General features: G+C 38.1%; 15 protein-coding genes. 6 read left to right on the top strand and 9 right to left on the bottom strand.

From position 1 onward, the window contains the following. Positions 1 to 139: 139 nt before the first annotated feature. Entirely contained in the window at positions 140 to 700 is a 561-nt protein-coding gene (locus ACSZOX_RS10570) for a hypothetical protein (RefSeq protein WP_437919904.1), read from the bottom strand. Between the two features lie 24 nt (positions 701 to 724). After that, complete coding sequence (locus tag ACSZOX_RS10565; RefSeq protein ID WP_437919902.1) at positions 725 to 1,330, bottom strand: hypothetical protein; 606 nt, start codon at positions 1,328 to 1,330, stop codon at positions 725 to 727. Positions 1,331 to 1,709: 379 nt separating this feature from the next. On the opposite strand from ACSZOX_RS10565, the gene ACSZOX_RS10560 reads away from it, so the two are divergent. Then, on the top strand, positions 1,710 to 3,053 hold the full coding sequence (locus ACSZOX_RS10560) for a family 43 glycosylhydrolase (RefSeq protein ID WP_437919900.1): 1,344 nt from the start codon (positions 1,710 to 1,712) through the stop codon (positions 3,051 to 3,053). A gap of 29 nt (positions 3,054 to 3,082) precedes the next feature. On the opposite strand, the gene ACSZOX_RS10555 is transcribed toward ACSZOX_RS10560, so the two are convergent. Further along, on the bottom strand, positions 3,083 to 5,224 hold the full coding sequence (locus ACSZOX_RS10555; RefSeq protein WP_437919898.1) for an alpha-galactosidase: 2,142 nt from the start codon (positions 5,222 to 5,224) through the stop codon (positions 3,083 to 3,085). Positions 5,225 to 5,958: 734 nt separating this feature from the next. Next, entirely contained in the window at positions 5,959 to 8,367 is a 2,409-nt protein-coding gene (locus ACSZOX_RS10550; protein ID WP_437919896.1) for a TonB-dependent siderophore receptor, read from the bottom strand. 495 nt (positions 8,368 to 8,862) lie between these two features. On the opposite strand from ACSZOX_RS10550, the gene ACSZOX_RS10545 reads away from it, so the two are divergent. The 5 genes from ACSZOX_RS10545 (at position 8,863) to ACSZOX_RS10525 (ending at position 14,169) form a co-directional block, all read left to right on the top strand. Beyond that, positions 8,863 to 10,029, top strand: coding sequence for an MFS transporter (locus ACSZOX_RS10545; RefSeq protein ID WP_437919894.1), 1,167 nt, complete (start codon positions 8,863 to 8,865; stop codon positions 10,027 to 10,029). A gap of 546 nt (positions 10,030 to 10,575) precedes the next feature. Then, positions 10,576 to 11,526, top strand: coding sequence for an aldo/keto reductase (locus ACSZOX_RS10540; RefSeq protein WP_437919893.1), 951 nt, complete (start codon positions 10,576 to 10,578; stop codon positions 11,524 to 11,526). A gap of 281 nt (positions 11,527 to 11,807) precedes the next feature. Beyond that, positions 11,808 to 12,173 carry a bleomycin resistance protein gene (locus tag ACSZOX_RS10535; RefSeq protein ID WP_437919891.1) on the top strand — a complete coding sequence of 122 codons (366 nt, stop codon included), beginning with the start codon at positions 11,808 to 11,810 and terminating at the stop codon, positions 12,171 to 12,173. Positions 12,174 to 12,241: 68 nt separating this feature from the next. Further along, complete coding sequence (locus tag ACSZOX_RS10530) at positions 12,242 to 12,811, top strand: Crp/Fnr family transcriptional regulator (protein ID WP_437919889.1); 570 nt, start codon at positions 12,242 to 12,244, stop codon at positions 12,809 to 12,811. A 110-nt stretch (positions 12,812 to 12,921) separates the two neighbouring features. Beyond that, the gene (locus ACSZOX_RS10525) at positions 12,922 to 14,169 is read left to right on the top strand and encodes an adenylosuccinate synthase (protein ID WP_437919888.1); all 1,248 of its coding nucleotides are present in this window, start codon (positions 12,922 to 12,924) and stop codon (positions 14,167 to 14,169) included. Between the two features lie 89 nt (positions 14,170 to 14,258). Here the strand turns inward: ACSZOX_RS10525 and ACSZOX_RS10520 are convergent, their stop codons facing one another. From ACSZOX_RS10520 to ACSZOX_RS10500, 5 genes are all read right to left on the bottom strand, one after another. Next, positions 14,259 to 15,008, bottom strand: a complete 750-nt coding sequence (locus ACSZOX_RS10520) for an SDR family NAD(P)-dependent oxidoreductase (RefSeq protein WP_437919887.1) — start codon at positions 15,006 to 15,008, stop codon at positions 14,259 to 14,261. Positions 15,009 to 15,121: 113 nt separating this feature from the next. After that, positions 15,122 to 16,060, bottom strand: a complete 939-nt coding sequence (locus ACSZOX_RS10515) for a helix-turn-helix domain-containing protein (protein ID WP_437919885.1) — start codon at positions 16,058 to 16,060, stop codon at positions 15,122 to 15,124. Between the two features lie 435 nt (positions 16,061 to 16,495). Continuing rightward, the gene (locus tag ACSZOX_RS10510) at positions 16,496 to 17,020 is read right to left on the bottom strand and encodes an RNA polymerase sigma factor (RefSeq protein ID WP_437919883.1); all 525 of its coding nucleotides are present in this window, start codon (positions 17,018 to 17,020) and stop codon (positions 16,496 to 16,498) included. 534 nt (positions 17,021 to 17,554) lie between these two features. After that, on the bottom strand, positions 17,555 to 17,956 hold the full coding sequence (locus ACSZOX_RS10505) for a hypothetical protein (RefSeq protein ID WP_437919881.1): 402 nt from the start codon (positions 17,954 to 17,956) through the stop codon (positions 17,555 to 17,557). A gap of 542 nt (positions 17,957 to 18,498) precedes the next feature. Beyond that, entirely contained in the window at positions 18,499 to 18,783 is a 285-nt protein-coding gene (locus ACSZOX_RS10500) for a hypothetical protein (RefSeq protein WP_437919879.1), read from the bottom strand. Between the last annotated feature and the right edge of the window lie 80 nt (positions 18,784 to 18,863).

Genomic DNA, 18,863 nt, shown 5'->3' with positions numbered 1-18,863 from the left:
CTTACAGTGCACTATTCGCCATTGATAATCGTTGTAATTAGAAATTGCATTGTTGTCATGTCGGATTTTAGTACGCTCTAAGGGAGGAGAGGTTTGTCTTTAAAAGTCTGCTGCATCTAACCGGGGGAGGTTATGACTTTTACCCTTGAAAATCACCGCAATCATGTTGTTCAAATTGCGTAATTATCCGTTCATCTGTATAGTAAGTTACTAGTCGTTTGTTTTCAAAGTTCAGTTCTTCTCCTGTTATCTCTAATTTGTAAACCGGAGTATCAGTGATCTTTGTTAATATAAATTTTTGAGACTTCGTTGTGAATAAAATTTTGTTTCCTTTATTGCTATAGGTGGAGAGTGCCATTTCGTTTAAATCGAGATCATCGCATACGTTCACCAATTTTATTGTATGTTCGTTTACCACGATCTTAGCTAAATCGCAAGCATAGCAAACCCCTGAAAACTCAATGCCATATCTTTTAAATACATCCTCACTATCCGGATTTACAATTTCAATAGGATAGAGGTTACCGTAGACAGGTAATGTATTGTTGTTTTCCGTCTCAGTTGATGATATATGTTCGGTAGCAGATGTAACAAGATTGCTATCAGCCGTTGTCTTTTGATGTTGTGTTTCGGAATGCTGTTGACAAGAAATAAAGATAAGGCTTGTAACAAGTATGATCGTGTAAAATTTTATATTCATTATTCCTGTGTTTAATTGAACTATTTAACAAGGGAACCACCAATGCATAAAATACAGTTTGCCGTTTTTTAGAAAGATTCGCACTTGTCCATCTGAAAGATGTTCCGCATCTTCAAAAAGTGTGATGACTTGTAACTTTCCTTCGCGAAATACATCCATTTCCATAACATCCTTTACCGCATTGGGAAATAACTTTCGTAGGGCTTCTATCGTCGTTGAACCATCTAAGATAGAATCTTTATATTTTATAAAGTTATTGGACTGGAAACGAAATTCATCTACAGCAACACTGTCGCCATTGTTTTCAAATCGAGATCCGTTTTTGTATAAGTATTTATCGCCTGCATCTTTACTTCCATCCTCATATTCAAAAATATAACTACAGGGAGATTCATCGATTAATAGTTTGCTGCTATCTGCCTCTCCAAAATATTTTTTAAATGTGCTAAGATTGTGAAAACGTTTTACCTTTCCGTTAAAAAACGTCTGATCGATATCAAAGAATTCGTGACTGCTTATTTTTTGTGCATAGGCTTGCTGTTGGCTCAACAATAAAAACGACACCATTACATAAAAAATAGATCTATAATATTCGTTACGAATCAAATGAGAGAATGAGATGTTTATCATGTTTATAAAAATGCTGTTATGTTATCCTCAAAAGAAACATTCCCTATCGTAACATCAAAATGACTTTACAATTTGCAATGGTTTTTTTATAATTCGCAACTATGAAGTCTGATATAGCGGATAAAACTATATCAGGAAATTTGTAAAAATAAGTAATAAAGCGGAATAAACATTCATTTTTACACCGCCCACATGACCACAACGGTAATGATTGATATGAATTTAAACGCACTATCCTGTAGAAAGCAGGTTGCGAGAACTGAAGCGTATGATTAAAATTGTGTGTACATAGTGTAATGATATTCGAAGAGGAGCTGCTTCTATCGAAAACCGGTTCACTAAGTTATGATGGATCTTTTTTACTTAACAAATGTCTAGTATGCGACTTTTATTTTTTTTTATCCTATCTCTATTTGTTTGTAATGTGGTGATTGCGCAGTTGAAATCCTCGTCTTCTACGATATACAATGGCGTACCTTGGTTTGATGACAGTCGGAATATTGTCAATGCACATGGGGCTTGCATTGTTGAAGAGAATGGTATGTATTACCTTTTTGGAGAGTATAAGACCGACAGCGTAAACATGTTTAATGGCTTTAGTTGCTATTCATCAAAGGATATGGTGAATTGGAAATTTGAGAAAATTGTATTACCCAAACAAAACGATGGCCTACTTGGGCCAGGACGCTTGGGGGAACGCGCAAAAGTAATGAAGTCACCTCTTACCGGTGAATATGTTATGTTTATGCATACCGATAATATGTTGTATAAAGATCCGCAGATTGGTTTTGCTACTTGTAAAACGATTAATGGAGAATATACTTTTCAGGGAGCGTTGCTGTTTGAGGAGAAACCGATAAGAAAATGGGATATGGGTACTTTTCAAGATCACGATGGTACGGGATATTTGTTAATTCACCATGGTGATATCTACCGTTTAGAGGGGGATTATCGCTCCGTAAATGCTAAGGTAGTTTCGGGTATAAAGGGGGCGGGTGAGTCACCTGCTATGTTGCATAAAAAAGGTCTTTATTATTTGTTGAGTTCTGGCTTGACCAGTTGGGAACGCAATGATAATATTTATCATACCGCGGAGAATATAGAAGGCCCTTGGGTCAATCGAGGTACCTTTTGTCCTGAGGGCTCGTTAACATACAATTCACAATGTAGTTTTGTTCTTCCTGTTCCAAGAGACAACGACACCCTATATATGTATATGGGTGACCGCTGGTCATTTCCGAAACAAGCTCAAGCTGCAACACAAGTATGGTTACCTTTAGATGCTAGCGATACGAAACTTACAATCCCTGCTTATTGGGAAAGATGGGATTTCAATACATTTGAACAGTCGAAAGAACAAGTTCGTGTTGTTATGCCTGATAGATCCACGCTGAAATCAAATCAGAAGCAAGCCTCTTTAAATATTCCATACGATGGTATTCCTTTGGCTGTATTAGGCACAACGGCGCCGGACGGAGGCTACGCTAAAATTAGTATTACGAACCCTGTGGGCGACACTGTACACTGTTCCTTTGTAGATTTTTACAGTAAAGTACCAGATACGGGACTACGTTTTGTCACACCACAGTTGGTTCAGGGAAGTTACAAATTAAGTATAGAAGCGACCGGCGAACATGGTGTTTGGTGGAATAAACGTGGCAACCGATTTGGTAGTTCCGACTTTTGGATAAGGGTGCATCAATTCGTTGTTTATAGTCCTTGATATAGCCATGGTTTAAAAATATAAGCAATTTATACTTTTTTAAATAAGAGGACTACACTTGTTCTGTTCGCATCAACTTGGGGATTAAACCCTATTTTCATTAAAAAATCACCCGAATATATTCTACCGGATTCAAATAAGGATACCGTATTTGGATAGGTATTTAGTTCTTCTACCTGATAAGCTGCATCTGGAAGCAGCCCCTGCATCTTAATGGGCTTAGCGATTGTTGTCGCAAAAAGTGTCGGCATATAGTAGTTGAGTACAAGCGCAGTGTCTTTAACCGGATTTACATAAGCCAATGAAGCAATTTTGTGTGTGTAAGGATCTTGTAGGCGGTAAAGGGAGCCGTACCAGATGAGGTTTTTTATTTTTCCATATGTTTTAACGGCTTGTTGAGCAAAAAGTAAATCATTTTCGTTCAGTTCGTTTACCCGAATATCAAATCCAATTTTGCCCATAAATGCAACGTCTATCTTGAATTTAATAGGCTGAGTGCCCATGGCTGTTACATGATTGTCTATCGTTATGGCAGGAAAATAATAAGAGTACTCCCATTGAATAAATATTCGATCATAAGGATTCGTGTTGTCGCTCGGCCAAAACTCTGTGAAGTATTTAAGCGCACCGTAATCTACGCGCGAGCCTCCTCCCGCACATAGCATCATGGGAATCTCAGGATGACTCTTTCTAAGGTTTTCCAATACATGATAAAAGCCTTTGGTATAGGCTATGTAGAGATGATTTTGATTAGCTAAGAAAGAGCTATGCACGTTGTAAATTAAAGAATTACAGTCCCATTTTATAAAGGCGATACGAGGATGTGTCGTTAGTAATCCATGCACGGTTTGATAGATAAATTCTTGCACTTCTGGATTAGTGAGGTCTAATACCAATTGGTTTCTCATATAATATTCGGGTAACAGAGGTTCCTTTAGTACCCAATCGGGATGATTTTCATAAAGTACACTTTTGGGGCTTACCATTTCTGGTTCTAGCCAGAGTCCGAATTGGATATCCTCACAATTTGCTTTTTCAATTAGTGCAGCTAGGCCGTTAGGCAATTTTTCTGTGTTTGGAATCCAGTCACCTAGAGCAGCATTAGCCGCATTGCGAGGATATTTGTTTCCGAACCAACCATCATCGAGTAGAAAAAGATCTACTCCCAGTTCTTTTGCATTCTGGATTAATGAGGCTAATTTTTCTTCATCGAAATCAAAATATGTAGCTTCCCAATTATTCAATATTGTTACTCTCGAAGACAGGCCTTGTGCGACTTGGTATTTCTGCGCCCAAGCATGTAAATTTCTACTAGCTTGGCCTTTTCCTCTCCATGAAAGCGTGTAAATAAAGGATGGACAAGTGAAAATTTCTCCTTGTTCGAGTGTGTAAACAGAAGCGTAATTGTTTATTCCGGATGTTATGCGAAGATAATATTCATCAAATCTTTCAAAATCGATACGAAAGTTGCCAGACCAGGCTAGGCTTCCAGCAAGAACATTTCCATTTGTTTCCGTTGCTTCTTCATCGATAGACAGCATAAACGAGGATGAAAGCAGCAGGTTCGTACGCGTACCTAATTTAGAGTCTAGCGTGTATAGACCATGGTTTAATACGTGTTCATCAACGCGCATTTCTTTGCCCCATCCACTGTAATGTGATTTTAGAAGAAATTGATTGCCCTGGATGGTAATATTTGCGGAGGCGTATTTGTTTAAAAGAATGGCACTTTTTTCTTCATTCCGGATTTCAGCCCATTGTTCGATGACATCTTCTGCAGCGTAACATTTATAAAATAAAGTGACGAAAAACGCATAGCGGTCGTCTTTTAATTCAATTCGTGTTAAGGATACGTTTTCATCATATTTTTTGATGTTATGGCTTACATAGGAAAGTACGGTCGTGTTGTTACCATCCCAATGTGTTACCGATAAAGCGGGTTCCATGAGATTAAGTGAACCAGAGCTCACATAGGCAAGCCGTTGGTTAAAGAGGTCATCACTACCAGGAACAAATTTGTCTAAACTATTAATCTTTCTGTATTCCGATTCATTGATTAACTTCTGACCGTAGTAGCTATTGATCAATTGACCGCTCTCACTGATTTCGAGGCACAAGATCGTATGATCTGTTTCGATTTTGATGAGGGGAGAACTCTGTCTAATTTGCATAATATCAAGGGTATATTTATCAGCATGTCTTTAAAAGGTATTATCTACCATGAAGTAGTAATTATTCTTTAATAAACTGCGTTTTAAAGATATCAAGAACCGTTATCCTTTACAAAAAAGCATAGCGTAGTAGTTAAAATCGTGGTTCCATTTGCTAAAATCAGCTATACATCATATTGATTTTTATTTGTTTGCTACAGATGGCAGTGCTTATGCAATAAGTTTATTATATTCGTCTAACTGATTGATTAGAAATATGGAAAGAATTTTTTCAAAAATTATTAAAACATTGATTTTATTCGCTCTGGGGCTCGTAGCAGGTTTCGAGATTTATGCGAAGATTACAAACTCTTTCTAAGATATGTACCATGATCCTGTCCCCATGTGGGCAAAGATTATTTAATATTCTCTATTTTTCCTCCTTCTGAATAAAAGTTTGGAAATCGTTCCGGGTTGTTGGATCGTTCAGATATTACTTGTATCCCATTGTGTAATCATTTCATCGCTGTGTTCTAATATTGAAACCTACCTTAGAGATAATGGGAGGGGAGATTGTCAAATTAGAACAGTGAAACTAATTTATAAAAAAATGTTGCTTAGGCAAATGCATGTTCAGGTCGCAATAGCATATATGTGATGGTATATTGAAGTTCCTCTAAAAAAAATGTAGAAGGCCTGTGTACTGATTACGACCTTCTACATTATTATCATGCTAGTATAGCGAATGTCTGACGTTAGAACTTATAGGTAATACCTAACCGGAAATTTCTTCCTGCTTCGGCTTGGTAATAATAATATGTACCGTAAGATGAACCTGAATAAAGGTAAGTATCTAACAGATTGTAAACATTTAGATTTACGGAAACACGATCTTTTCGCCAAAATAAGCCACTATCAAATTTGTAGTAATCTGGGAGTGGTTTTATCGCAGCAGAAGAGGCCCATGTCCATGTATCTCTATCACCGAGAAAAGTTACACCGCCATATATACCACTACCTTTTAATACCCCTCTTTGTATGCTGTAGTTTAACGATGCATTCGCCTCATGACTCGCAAATCCGGGGATACGTGCACCAACGGCAGCATCTACGCCAAGATTTGGATCATCAGATGCTTTTGATATTTTTGAGTCTGTGAAGGCATAGTTGACAACTGCCAACAAGCCAGGGAAAATTTCTCCTTGTGCATCAAATTCAATTCCCTTAGTCTCAGATTGTCCCACATCAATAACAAAACCTTCTGTGCCGCTATTATCTGGATCAGTTGTCAATGTATTATTTTTTAGTATTTTGTATGCGGATAGCGTTGAGCGCAGTTTTCCTTCAAACCATTCTTTCTTAACACCTATTTCCATATTGTTGCCAGTGATAGGCTTTGGTGTCTCACCAGATCTCATCAATCCGCTTTGTGGTGTGAATGTTTGATCATAAAGTGCATATAGTGAGGAGTGTCTGTCTATAGATACACTAAGGCCCAATCGTGGTGTAAAGCGCTTTGCCTCCCGTGGAGATAGATAATTTAATTCCTTCAACCAGGTGTATCGTCCACCTAAAGTTAATCGGAATGTATTGTCAAAAAAGCCTAATTCGTCTTGTGCATAAATGCCTGTGTAAGATTGAGTTGATAGGTTTGCTGCTCCCCGAATAGAAAGCGACACACTCCGGTCGAACGTAGGTACGACTCCATCCGGAAAATTGTTGTACACAGGGGAATTCGCGTTAAATACGTGATCCTCATCATCTAAATTAAACGCCTGCGACCAATCTGCGATATAGCTTTTTGATCCCAAATCAATCCCTGTTAAGATTTTATGTTGTACAATGCCTGTTTTTACTGTTCCGTTTAGAAAAACCTGTCCAAATCGGTTTTCACTTTCAGCATCCCATATCGATACGTAGCGATCAATTTCACCATTTGATCGTACATCATTTACCCATCCTGAACTTCCTTCCATATTATATTTGAAATACCCTAACTGAGCGGTTAGTTTCCAATTATCACTTATTTTGTGATTTAAGAAAGCAAATGCGCTGTGGTCGTTGATTACTGTTGGCTCTATTGCAGGCTCTAATAAGGTTAAACTTCTATCATAGGTACCGTACCCCTCGGTAGAAAAGATATAGGCAGAACCAACATTGCTCATTTTGGCACGTTGATAAGTGTACTCAAAAGTTAATGATGTTGCGTCGTTGAATTTGTAGGTTATTACCGGAGAAACAATCGCACGTTGATTAAATTCAAAGTCTCTAAAACTATTGGACTTTGTTCCCATTACGTTTAATCTGTAGAATAGTTTTCCCGTTTTATCAAGTTTCCCGTCTAAATCCAAGGATGCTCTATAGAGATCGTAACTTCCCAATGTAAGATTTGCACTTCCGTTAAAATCTTGTCCTGTTGGCTTTTTCGTTACAATATTGTAAATCCCACTAGGCTCCGCATTTGACATCATAAATCCAGCAGGGCCTTTGACGACCTCTATTCGGTCCACGAAACTCATATCTTCGTTTAATGGGCCCCAGGTTCCAGTAATATCCATTCCATTACGAAATGAAGACGCCCTAGAACCACGCATATTGACACGGGTGTACATCACACCCCAATGCTCAAGTCTTGTCGCTCCGGATACGTTACGAATGACACCATCGTCCATACTGAGAACCTGTTGATCAGATAACATCGACGAGGATATCACTTGAATATTTTGTGGTATTTCTAGCAGTGGGGTATTCAATCGAAGGCTGGTAGACGGGATGTCCACTTTGTAACTGTTTTGCTGGCCGTTAACCAAAACTTCTTGAATTTCATTCCAACTTTGCGTCAGTTTTATTTCAACAGGAGGAATAGGAGAACTCCCTACAGTGACAACGCGGCTAATCTGTTTTAATCCGACGGCTGTGATAACAATTTTCGCCTCTCCGGAGGGTACTCTCTCAAAACGAAAATAGCCTGTCTCATTTGTTGAGGTTATTAAGTTCGTTCCGTCAATTCGCACTGTTATTCCAACTACTGCTTTCCCTTCCGAAGTAAAAATATTCCCTTCGATGGCAGCGTTAGTGCTTTGACTCCAAGATAAACTCGTGTTACCTAGGAAAAAGGCTATGATAAATGATAGCCTGAGGATTTGTAATGATATATCCTTCATGAATTTAGTATAAATATTGTTACAATATTACAAATGTTTTTTTATTTATACCGAGTCTAAATAAAATTTTACGAAATGTATTCTCATATAAACTCTAAGGAGAGATTTAACAAAGCACTTGAATGCAAATGGAGTATCTGCTGAAGACAAGTTTTGCAAAAAAAAATCCCGTGCTTCACAGCAGGGGATTTTGACGTATTAGTATAAAATTCTAAAAATTAACTTCTTATCTTCTTTAACAATTGTCTGGATCTTTTGTTTGCTCTGAAAAGGCCTTAGTAAAGTTTTTGTCAAAAAAGTCAATTGCTAAATTATGTGTCTTTTTTACATTTAATTTTATCAACTTTGTGTTGACCTCTATTTATTCCTAAGTTTTGATAGTGTTGTTTGGAGACGAAATGTGTTATCTAAAACCTTTTCTGGGAAAGAAATTTTGAAGGTATCTCATTTAACGTCTGTTCACTCCAACTTTAGAAGAGTTAATAAATAGAATAAATGATAAATAAAGGTCTAGTTTCACTTTCGTTTGGTGCTTTCGCATTAGGGATGACTGAATTTACTATGATGGGTATTTTGCCTGATGTTGCATCTGATCTTCAGATAAGTATTCCTGCTGCGGGGCATCTTATTGCACTCTATGCGTTGGGAGTAGTTGTAGGAGCGCCGCTTTTGGTAATCAGTACAGCGAAATACCCACCAAAATTAGTTTTGCTTTTTCTCATGGCTACCTTTGTGATTGCCAATGTGCTTTTTGCCTTTGCGCCAGATAACTTCACATTGATGTTAAGTCGTTTTGTTGCAGGTCTACCTCATGGTGCATTTTTCGGTGTGGGAGGGGTGGCGGCTACGCGACTAGTTGGTGAAGGGAAAAAAGCACAGGCGTTAGCGATAGTCTTTACGGGGATGACCGTAGCAAATCTTGCAGGAGTTCCTTTGGGAACCTATATCAGTCAGTTGTCCAGTTGGAGGTATACCTATTTTGCAATTGGGCTATGTGGATTAATTACGATGACGGCTATATACTTTTGGTTGCCTAAGCTAGCGCACAATACCTCGGGAAGTGTGCTGCAGCAATTAGCCTACTTTAAAACAAAAGTTGCATGGATTATCTTCTTCACAGTGGCGGTAGGTACAGGAGGCTTGTTCTGTTGGTTGAGCTATATAGCGCCATTAATGACATCCGTAGCACACATTGATGAGAGCAAAGTTCCGCTCATTATGGTATGTGTCGGCCTAGGAATGGTTATTGGTAATTTGGTAGGAGGAAAGTTAGCCGATACAATAGGAGCCGAACGCGCGATATTGATTTCTTTTGGCAGTATGGCTGTCTGTTTGGTATTTGTGTACTTTTTCTCAAATATCCCTGGACTTTCCTACATTTTATCATTGCTTACAGGTGCTGTGGCTTTTAGTAGTTCTCCTTCATTACAGATCTTACTTATTAATTCGGCAAAGGGAGCAGAGACCATAGCCGCAGCCGGTGGACAGGCGGCCTTCAACTTGGGAAATACCTTGGGCGCTTTTTTAGGAGGTATTCCTATCACTTACGGTTTTTCATTTAATTCACCTTCCGCTGTTGGCATACTCATGAGTATAGGAGGAATGCTTTTTGTCTCGCTTTACATCCGCATAAAAAAAATAGATAAACTCGCGTCAAACTAAAAAAACCGCTCGGGCGGGATGCTCGGCGGTTTTTTGAACACGATATAAAAGAATGGTTAATAGGCAAAAGGTCTAGGTATCAAAATGTCGTCGGATACTGATCATCTTTATCTCGTTTTTATATCCGCAATGCTAAACCGTAGACTGGCACGGCGCCCTTTTTCAGTCTTTCCATTGGAAACATCGACACCTTTACCTTCATGTGTAATGCGATATTTAGACACGCCACAATTGAATGTACGGAGTCCTGCGGAAGTTATCGCGCTGCTCCATAAACAAAATCTCTAAGTGTTCTCTTGTTTTTAAATGCTGTTAACCGTTTTCGTAATCCCATTGTCATTAATAGTATCAACTTCGAAAAATACAACCTTTTATCAATTATTTACAAGTCTATTTTCTGTTTTATTCACGAAATTGGAGCATAAAGAAATGCGGTATAGTGAACATCAATGACCAACGGGCTGAAAATAGAAATTTGGTACTCTGCAATTTGTGTTCTACGCGAGGAGCTAAAAACATTGATTTTTAATTTAATAAAGGACAAATATGCAAGAAACAATAAAAATAGGACAATCGGAATTGGAAGTATCCCGCATCAACTTTGGAGGAAACGTCCTAGGTTGGACATTAGACGAAAAACAATCCTTCGAAATATTAGATGCTTTTGTTAACGAAGGTTTTAATTTCATAGACACGGCCGATGTGTATTCGGCATGGGTTGCCGGAAACCAAGGCGGAGAGTCTGAAACGATTATCGGAAAATGGTTGAAGTCGCGTGGGCATGGTGATAAAATTGTTGTAGCGACAAAGGTAGGATGGGATTTTGGCGATGGCAGAAAAGGATTGAAGCCCGCGTATATAAAGAAGGCTGCAGAAGATTCGTTGCGACGTCTGCAAAGGGATACGATCGATTTGTATTACACCCATATTGACGATGGTGATATTCCAGTGGAAGAATATTTAGGTGCTTATGCAGACCTCATTAATGAAGGCAAAATACGATATATTGCAGCATCAAATGTGCCTGCAGATAGGCTAGAGAAATCCTTGTCCTTGGGTGCAAGTGGCTCTTACCCTCTTTATCAGGCGCTACAACCACATTATAATCTTGTAGAGCGCGCAAAATATGAAAATGAATACGCGTCTATTGTTGATCAATTTGGAATAACAGTATTTCCTTATTGGTCTTTAGCATCAGGGTTTCTTACCGGAAAATACCGATCCGAAGAAGATTTGGGGAAAAGTGTACGGGGAGAGGGGGTTAGAAAATACTTAAATCCTCAGGGGTTAGAAATTTTGAAGGTATTGGATCAGCTGGCGATTAAACATGGAAGTCAGCCCGCTACTGTGGCCTTATCTTGGTTATTGGCACAGCCACATATTGGTGCCCCAATTGTAAGTGCAACGACAGCAAGCCAATTGCAAACGCTTGTTGCAGCTCCGGGATTAAAATTGGATGCAGACGACTTAGAACAGCTCCAAAAAGCAAGTCAGTAATTTTAAAAAGGCCTCTCTTTCCTATAAGAGAGGCCTTTTTAAATAATCATGTCAGGATACGCTAAAACTACAAAATTGATCAGGTATTGACCGAAAAGAATTTCTTTGATGTTCATCTGCATTGTATTTTAACTGTTGAAGGAAGCGAGGGAGCTGGAAAATGTGATACACAATCACGACTGGATTTCTTGCATATCAAATTGAATTTACTTAGGTTTGAAAATCAATAACTGTCATCGCGAAATTCGATTCTACAACTTATTTATTTAATTACTAGCAACATGAGTAATTTACTTAAAGTCATTCCAAAACTTCCCATGCGCTCCAAAGTTGCTACTATTGGCTACTATGTAGAGCAATTAGGTTTCTCTCGTGTAGGGCATCATGATTATGAGGGGTATCTAATGTTGGAAAAGAGCGGTATAGAGCTTCATTTTTTTGAGTTTGTCGACTTAAATCCTTTAGATAATTACGGACAGATTTATGTGAGGACAGACGATATAAAAGATCTTTACGAAGAAATGAACCATAATAAAGTCGCTATTCATCCTCATGGCGATCTTGAACTAAAACCTTGGGGACAATGGGAGTTTTCAATCCTCGATCCAGATAACAATTTAATTACTTTCGGGCAATCTATTGATTAGCGTTTACCAGATACTTTTTTGTCATTTGGCAATTTGCTGCTCAAAGAGGTTCGCTATATTTACGGGAGATGGAACAGCTCATATCTTATATCGAACAGTTTGGAAGCTTGACTGCATATGACAAGGAATTGTTACAACAATCTTTTAGCCGTGTATCCTTAAAAAAAGGTGATTATTTTGTCGAAGCTGGACGTGTTTGTTCGACGCTTGGTTTTATACAGGAGGGGATTTTCCGATCTTGTTATTATGATCGGCAAGGCAACGATTTTACGAGATATTTTATTTATGAGGGCCGTTTCGTTGGTGATATCAATGGTTTTTTGGATAAAGTGAACTCTCTTGAATATATCGAAGCAATAACAGATGGCGAAGTTTGGGTATTGACAAGAGAGAAATTCAATACAGTTCAGTCTCACATCCCAGGATGGTACGGCATCTTTTCTAAGATCAATTCCTATGTGCTAGAGAATAAATTAAAGATGGCAAGTAATATGCTCTCACAGGATGGACAGACGAGATATGAAAATTTTTTGACGCATTATCCGGGACTTTGTAACCGAATTCCTCAATCGATACTTGCGTCCTATCTTGGAGTGACACCCTCATCACTAAGTCGTATCCGCCGTTCCATAAAATAAGATAATTGCACTATTTCTTTTTATTCTTGAATAAATTCCTTTTTTGCCAAATGACAATACAGATTTGATAGAGAAGCTCCAATTTTGAAGCATAAAATAAGTTAAAAGAAATGAAAGTAGATGTTATTTTAGGTCTTCAATGGGGCGACGAAGGAAAAGGTAAATTTGTTGATGCTTTATCTTCGAACTATGCCGCAGTAGCTAGGTTTCATGGTGGCTCAAACGCTGGTCACACCCTGATATTTCAGGGAAAAAAGATTGTTCTAAATAGTTTGCCTTCTGGTATCTTAGATGAGAAAACAATGAATATCATTGGGGCCGGTGTCGTATTGGACCTTGCATCTTTCCGTCGTGAGATAGAAATGTTGGGAAGTTTGGGATACGATATACGAGCGGCCAAGAATCTGAAAATTTCCAAAAAGGCACACTTAATTCTTCCTACACATGCTCTTTTGGACAAGTTATCTGAAGAACAGCTCGGCGACGAGAAAATTGGCTCCACGCAGAAGGGAATAGGGCCAGCCTATGCTGATAAAGTACAAAGGAGAGGGATTCGAGCAGAAGAGGTTCTTCTGGAGGGCTTTGAAGAATCAGTGCAGCGTTTATTGCAAATACATGCCGCGGAAATCAAACAAAAATATGGTAAGGAAATCCCTCTTAAAGATCTTTTTGAGCACTTTATAAAAGATGTGACATTTTTGAAAACCTTCGATATCATCGACACAGAACTCTTTGCTAATAATATGTTAACAGCGGGTAAAACGATACTAGCGGAGGGAGCACAAGCGACTATGTTGGATGTGGATCACGGGACATACCCCTTCGTTACTTCTTCTTCTTGTGTTGCGGGATCTGCCTGCACAGGGTTAGGTATCGCACCAAAACATATCGGAGAAGTTTTTGGTATTTTTAAAGCTTATTGTACACGAGTTGGAAACGGGCCGTTTCCTTCCGAACTGGACGAAGATATTGCAGATCAAATTAGGATAAAAGGACAGGAATTTGGTTCCGTGACAAAACGACCTCGAAGAATCGGATGGTTGGACCTTCCCGCCTTAAAATATGCTATTATGATCAACGGTGTCTCGCAATTAATCATGACAAAGGCTGATGTATTATCTGAATTTGATACGATTAAAGTGTTTAAAGGCTATGCAAACGATGTGGAAAGCGGAAAAGACAGGATGCTTTTTGAAGAATTTGAATCCTGGCCAACAGGGCTTGAGGAAATTAAATCCACCAGCAAACTCCCTGCGACTTTGAAGTCCTATATGGCGTATCTTGAAGAAGAATTGAACGTGCCAATTACCTATCTTTCTACGGGGCCTGACCGCGAGCAGATTGTATCTTTAAGCTAGAATGAATCCTTTTTCGTAAAAAAGACGACTGCCTTCCTCTGAAGACAGTCGTCTTTTTTGTTTTACAGCAGCATAAATAGTACGGTAGACTATAGCATCATTCCTCCAGAGACTTCAATTCTTTGTCCTGTAATCCAGGAAGATTCTTCGGAACATAAGAACGCCACTACAACGCCTATATCCTGAGGAAGACCGACGCGACCTAAAGCTGTTATCCCGGCAATATGGGCATTTATTTCTTTATTATCTCGTGTTCTACCTCCTCCAAAATCGGTTTCTATAGCGCCTGGGGCGACCACATTGACACGGATTTTTTTGCTGCTGAACTCTTTTGCCTGGTAACGTGTTAGCACCTCAACGGCCGCTTTAGCAGAGGCGTAAATAGATGATCCAACCTGTGTCATACGTGTCAACCCAGAACTGATATTAACTATAGCACCGCCTTCGGGAATATAAGGCAATACTTTCTGCGTTAGGAAAAATACTCCTTTGTAATGAATGTCGAAAATTTCGCTTACTTGTTCTTCTGTCGCCCCTTCTATGTTTTGGTACATAGCAGTTCCTGCATTATTCACTAAGTAGTCGATCTTTCTACCGCCTATCTGTGATATAACCTGTTGAATAAAACTGTCGAAATCCTTCACTTGTCTCGTATCAAGTGATAGCGCCCAACATTTTTGTCCGATAGCCTGTATTTGTGTGACAACTTCCTCCGCTTTTTCTCTGTTTTGGTTGTAAGTGATCACAACATCATTTCCTTTTTCGGCGAGTTTAATTGCGATGTCGCGACCTATTCCTCGACTTCCACCTGTTACTAATGCAATTTTTTCTGTGTTCATATGATCAAATTTAATATTACAAAACTCCTATAAAATCCAGAGCTTCCTTTACGCCTATCAATCTTTTATGTGTAAAATTCAAATCATCGCTATACATCGGCTCGCATGTATTCTTATTTTCTAAAGGCTTGAGGAGGTAAAGTGGTAGATTTTTTGAAAAAGTTGGAGAAGTGTGAGACCTCCTCGAATCCTAAAGTGTATCCGATTTCTGAAATTGACCAATCCGTTTGTCGCAATAGGATTTTCGCTTCTTGGATAATACGGTCGGAAATAATCTGGGTGGTAGTTTTTCCGGTATGTTCTTTCAGCATTTTATTGAGGTGATTTACATGTACGGCAAGACGATCAGCATAATCTTTGGCTGTTCGTAATGCTAACCTTTGGTGTAAAGATTCTATAGGGAACTGCCGTTCCAGCAGCTCTGCAAAAAAAGAAGTAACTCTAGACCCAGGGTTGGTAGGCTGTTTTATTAACGATGCAGGTTGCAATTTTTGCCCCATATGTAAGAGCTCGAGTACGTAATTTCGGATAAGATCATATTTAAAGGTATAGTCTGAGGATATTTCGCGTTTAATTTTGCCGAATAACGCGGTTATTTCGTTTAGCGTAGACCTGTCTAATGTAAAAATAGGCGGCATACCCACGCAGAATAAAGGAAACTCGTCCAAGTTGATCCCGGTTTTCGTTTTGTGCATAAATTCTTCTGTAAATATGCAAAATGATCCCCCTTGGTTTTCATCAAGTGGAATCCAACGGTATGGAATTTTAGGACTAGCGAACAATATGGCATTTTCTTCAACTTCAATCACTTTGTCGGCATATTCTGCACGATTTCTACCTTGAATTAGGCTGATTTTATAATATTGCCTTCGGTTGTAGGGCATTGTGTTTGTCTCTCTGAGCTTTCGTATCGTATCTTGGATGTCGAATACATTAAAATGACCGATTTCTTTTTGAATATCAGGAGGAAGTAATTCTTGAACAGACTTTCCTCGCAAAGTGGAGGTTTCACGGTAGAATCCTTCAAGCGATGTAGCTTTTATTTCGTTCATATTGGGCAACTTGTTGTATAAAGCATATATTAAAACGCTTAATAAACCTTCTGCATTTCCGTCACTTATCGTATATAGAAGGCTTTACTATACCGATCAAATCTACAAAAATATCTGAATTTCTGTTGTAAACCCGACGTTATGGTGCAGATCTACTAAAGTTTTATGAGACTTGTATTCATAATTTTTTCGATCTGACATTCTAATTGTATTAATCTCCATGACATTCATACGATTGAGGCTTAATAATAGCATAAAACTAATGGATGCCAAGTATAAAGTGATTTTGAAACATACTCGGCTTCCTATTTGATGCCCTTTAAATTGCTTGATACACTGGAATTCAAGCATTCGTTTTATTGTTTGCTTGTACAATGTCTATTGAAAGAACTAGCTGTGCCTAGCATAGCCGCGTAAATTATTTACAAATTGGCGTTAAGATGATGGATCTACTTTCTTATAGATAGCCAGTTGCTTCTGTAGAAATTTTCTAGTATGATGAATACGTGTTTTAATGGTTCCTTCTGGAATTGAAAAATAGGCAGAGAGTTCTTGGTATTTATAACCATCGAGATACCGTGTAAACAGATCGAAATAGTCTTTAGGCAACTTCTGCATCGCTGCTTCAATATCGCACATAATAAACTTTCCCTCTACCATATTATGGGTGAAGGGCTCAGAACATCCTTCTTGGATATAGTCTGTACTTTGATAATTTTCGTATTGTATTTGTTTTTGATGTCTACGGTAGTGGTTAATATAGGTGTTTTTCATGATGACATAAAGCCAAGCGATGAGTTTCGGATTATTGAAAAATTTATCTACATACTTTATTGACCTCACCATTGTTTCTTGTACCAATTCTTCAATTTCTTCTGGATCTTTGGTAAACTTAATTGCAATGTTCCTTAAAATTCCTTGGCTTTTTATTAGCTCTAGATTGAGTTGTTTGCTTTCCATAAATATTCCTTTTATGTGTTTCCTATTATGGTTAATAGCAACAAAAAGAGTGCAAATTCTGCGAAAATATTATCGTAAGGAGCCCTGACAAATGCTAAAGCGAAAAATACGTTTGATGTCTGTTTTTTTACTTTGCAAGAAATGCATCGTATTGAATGGCCGATAGCCTCCTATTTCTTCGAGATACGATTTGGATGTCTTAAATTTAAAATAAAAAGAAGTGTTTTATTTTTTTTTAACGGTAAAAAAAACTCTCGATAGGTATCATTGCGGAGAAATGGTCGGGAAAACTATGGCATTTGGAGAAAATACCTATTTAAGCGGCTTCTTTTCTGCTATGGGCTAACTAAAGTTAAATGTAATCATTGAATTAGGTTCGCCCTGATTGAAAAATAAGGCGAACCTATAATAAGTGAGAAGGAGCAAATGATTATCCTACCTGGGATACCCCAAGCTGTATTTAAATATATCTAACCCTGATTTCTTTGTGCTGAATTGTATATTTTATAGCCTTTATATACAATGAAATACTTTTTAGATCACCTGTGAGTTGTCTGTTTTCATAGGGTCAGTTCCCGGTTGCACAATAGGATCTCGATCAATGTTACTTTCTGAATCGGATAGTTCATTGATTTCAGGTTCTTCATTCTGATCGATCTCATCCAAATCTGGTTGAGGATTTTCCATTTCGTCTATCTCAGGCTGTTCGATAGGTTGATTTTCTTCCACATCATCAATATCGGGGTTTTCACGTTTTAACGGATCAACATCAGGTTGTTCTAACGGAGGATTCTCTACTGCTTGACCATCGTTTTGATCGTCCTCTGCGGATTTATTGTTACTATTCTTATCGGGAATATCAAAAAAAGGATCAACCAATGCGAAAGCTATAATCGGGCCTTGCTCGATCATAGTAGTTGTTAATTTTTTTTTCATTTATTTTTCTTTTTGTATTTAAAGAACGACCTCATCCTAGGAAGGTTCTCTTTGTTAAATACCTGAATACATAAAAAAACACGGTGTGGATTCCCACAGTGTTCACTCAGGTTTATTTTGAGATAATGCCGAATAACTAGAATAGATTGCAGCCAAAGGGGGGCGTAGCATAAGTATTTCTACGGCGCGGAGAACTTTAATACGCGATTGGCTGTAGATTACAACAAAAGTATTATTCTATTGTTCAAATAGGGTAAATTAGCGATATGCACGGCGAAACTTAGATTTCACGAAAAGAGCATACGCTGTTCTTTTAGGAAGCGTAGGAATAGGAGTTAGCAAAAAAATGTGTTATTTAAATAAAAAAGATGATTTTACCGATGATATTTGGTCTATTATTTTTAGCTATAGGTATCGTAATATTGATAAGAAGCCTAAAAAGAGAGAAGTGACCTATAGAGAAAATAAATGAATATATAAGTTTATATATATATGCAAATCCGAGTAAAGGGCATAAGTGTTTATCGTAATCCTTCGGACTATCAACTTTTAGATAAGCTGGAAAGTCTCTTATATAGCTGCTGTAATTCTTGCATTTCACTAGCTTCAATTGGAAATTCCTCCGAGAGACGTCCTAACATCATGCGACCTTCTTCCTTCGTATCTATAATGGCGAGCGAACATTCGTTATTTCCGGAGTGGAAAACGCCTACGCCTACAACTTCTTTAAAATAGGAAACTAATGAAAAACTAGTCGTTTTTCTACCATCGTCTGCGTAGTTTGAAGAAAGCTCCTCTCCAAAACGTTCTAAATCTTCTCTTTTCATCTGTGCGCTTCTTATTATCCAAATATAACATTAATATTTTAAATGCACTATTTTTTGAATAAGTTAATTGAATTTTGTAT

It is taken from the genome of Sphingobacterium sp. LRF_L2 (genome assembly GCF_965644235.1).
Taxonomy (GTDB): Bacteria; Bacteroidota; Bacteroidia; order Sphingobacteriales; family Sphingobacteriaceae; genus Sphingobacterium.
This window is presented reverse-complemented; position numbering and strand designations above follow the sequence as displayed.

Bases quoted from the DNA above. Each gene is read 5' to 3' on its own strand.
- ACSZOX_RS10570 (WP_437919904.1), bottom strand. From the start codon at position 700: ATGAATATAAAATTTTACACGATCATACTTGTTACAAGCCTTATCTTT.
- ACSZOX_RS10565 (WP_437919902.1), bottom strand. From the start codon at position 1,330: ATGATAAACATCTCATTCTCTCATTTGATTCGTAACGAATATTATAGA.
- ACSZOX_RS10560 (WP_437919900.1), top strand. From the start codon at position 1,710: ATGCGACTTTTATTTTTTTTTATCCTATCTCTATTTGTTTGTAATGTG.
- ACSZOX_RS10555 (WP_437919898.1), bottom strand. From the start codon at position 5,224: ATGCAAATTAGACAGAGTTCTCCCCTCATCAAAATCGAAACAGATCAT.
- ACSZOX_RS10550 (WP_437919896.1), bottom strand. From the start codon at position 8,367: ATGAAGGATATATCATTACAAATCCTCAGGCTATCATTTATCATAGCC.
- ACSZOX_RS10545 (WP_437919894.1), top strand. From the start codon at position 8,863: ATGATAAATAAAGGTCTAGTTTCACTTTCGTTTGGTGCTTTCGCATTA.
- ACSZOX_RS10540 (WP_437919893.1), top strand. From the start codon at position 10,576: ATGCAAGAAACAATAAAAATAGGACAATCGGAATTGGAAGTATCCCGC.
- ACSZOX_RS10535 (WP_437919891.1), top strand. From the start codon at position 11,808: ATGAGTAATTTACTTAAAGTCATTCCAAAACTTCCCATGCGCTCCAAA.
- ACSZOX_RS10530 (WP_437919889.1), top strand. From the start codon at position 12,242: ATGGAACAGCTCATATCTTATATCGAACAGTTTGGAAGCTTGACTGCA.
- ACSZOX_RS10525 (WP_437919888.1), top strand. From the start codon at position 12,922: ATGAAAGTAGATGTTATTTTAGGTCTTCAATGGGGCGACGAAGGAAAA.
- ACSZOX_RS10520 (WP_437919887.1), bottom strand. From the start codon at position 15,008: ATGAACACAGAAAAAATTGCATTAGTAACAGGTGGAAGTCGAGGAATA.
- ACSZOX_RS10515 (WP_437919885.1), bottom strand. From the start codon at position 16,060: ATGAACGAAATAAAAGCTACATCGCTTGAAGGATTCTACCGTGAAACC.
- ACSZOX_RS10510 (WP_437919883.1), bottom strand. From the start codon at position 17,020: ATGGAAAGCAAACAACTCAATCTAGAGCTAATAAAAAGCCAAGGAATT.
- ACSZOX_RS10505 (WP_437919881.1), bottom strand. From the start codon at position 17,956: ATGAAAAAAAAATTAACAACTACTATGATCGAGCAAGGCCCGATTATA.
- ACSZOX_RS10500 (WP_437919879.1), bottom strand. From the start codon at position 18,783: ATGAAAAGAGAAGATTTAGAACGTTTTGGAGAGGAGCTTTCTTCAAAC.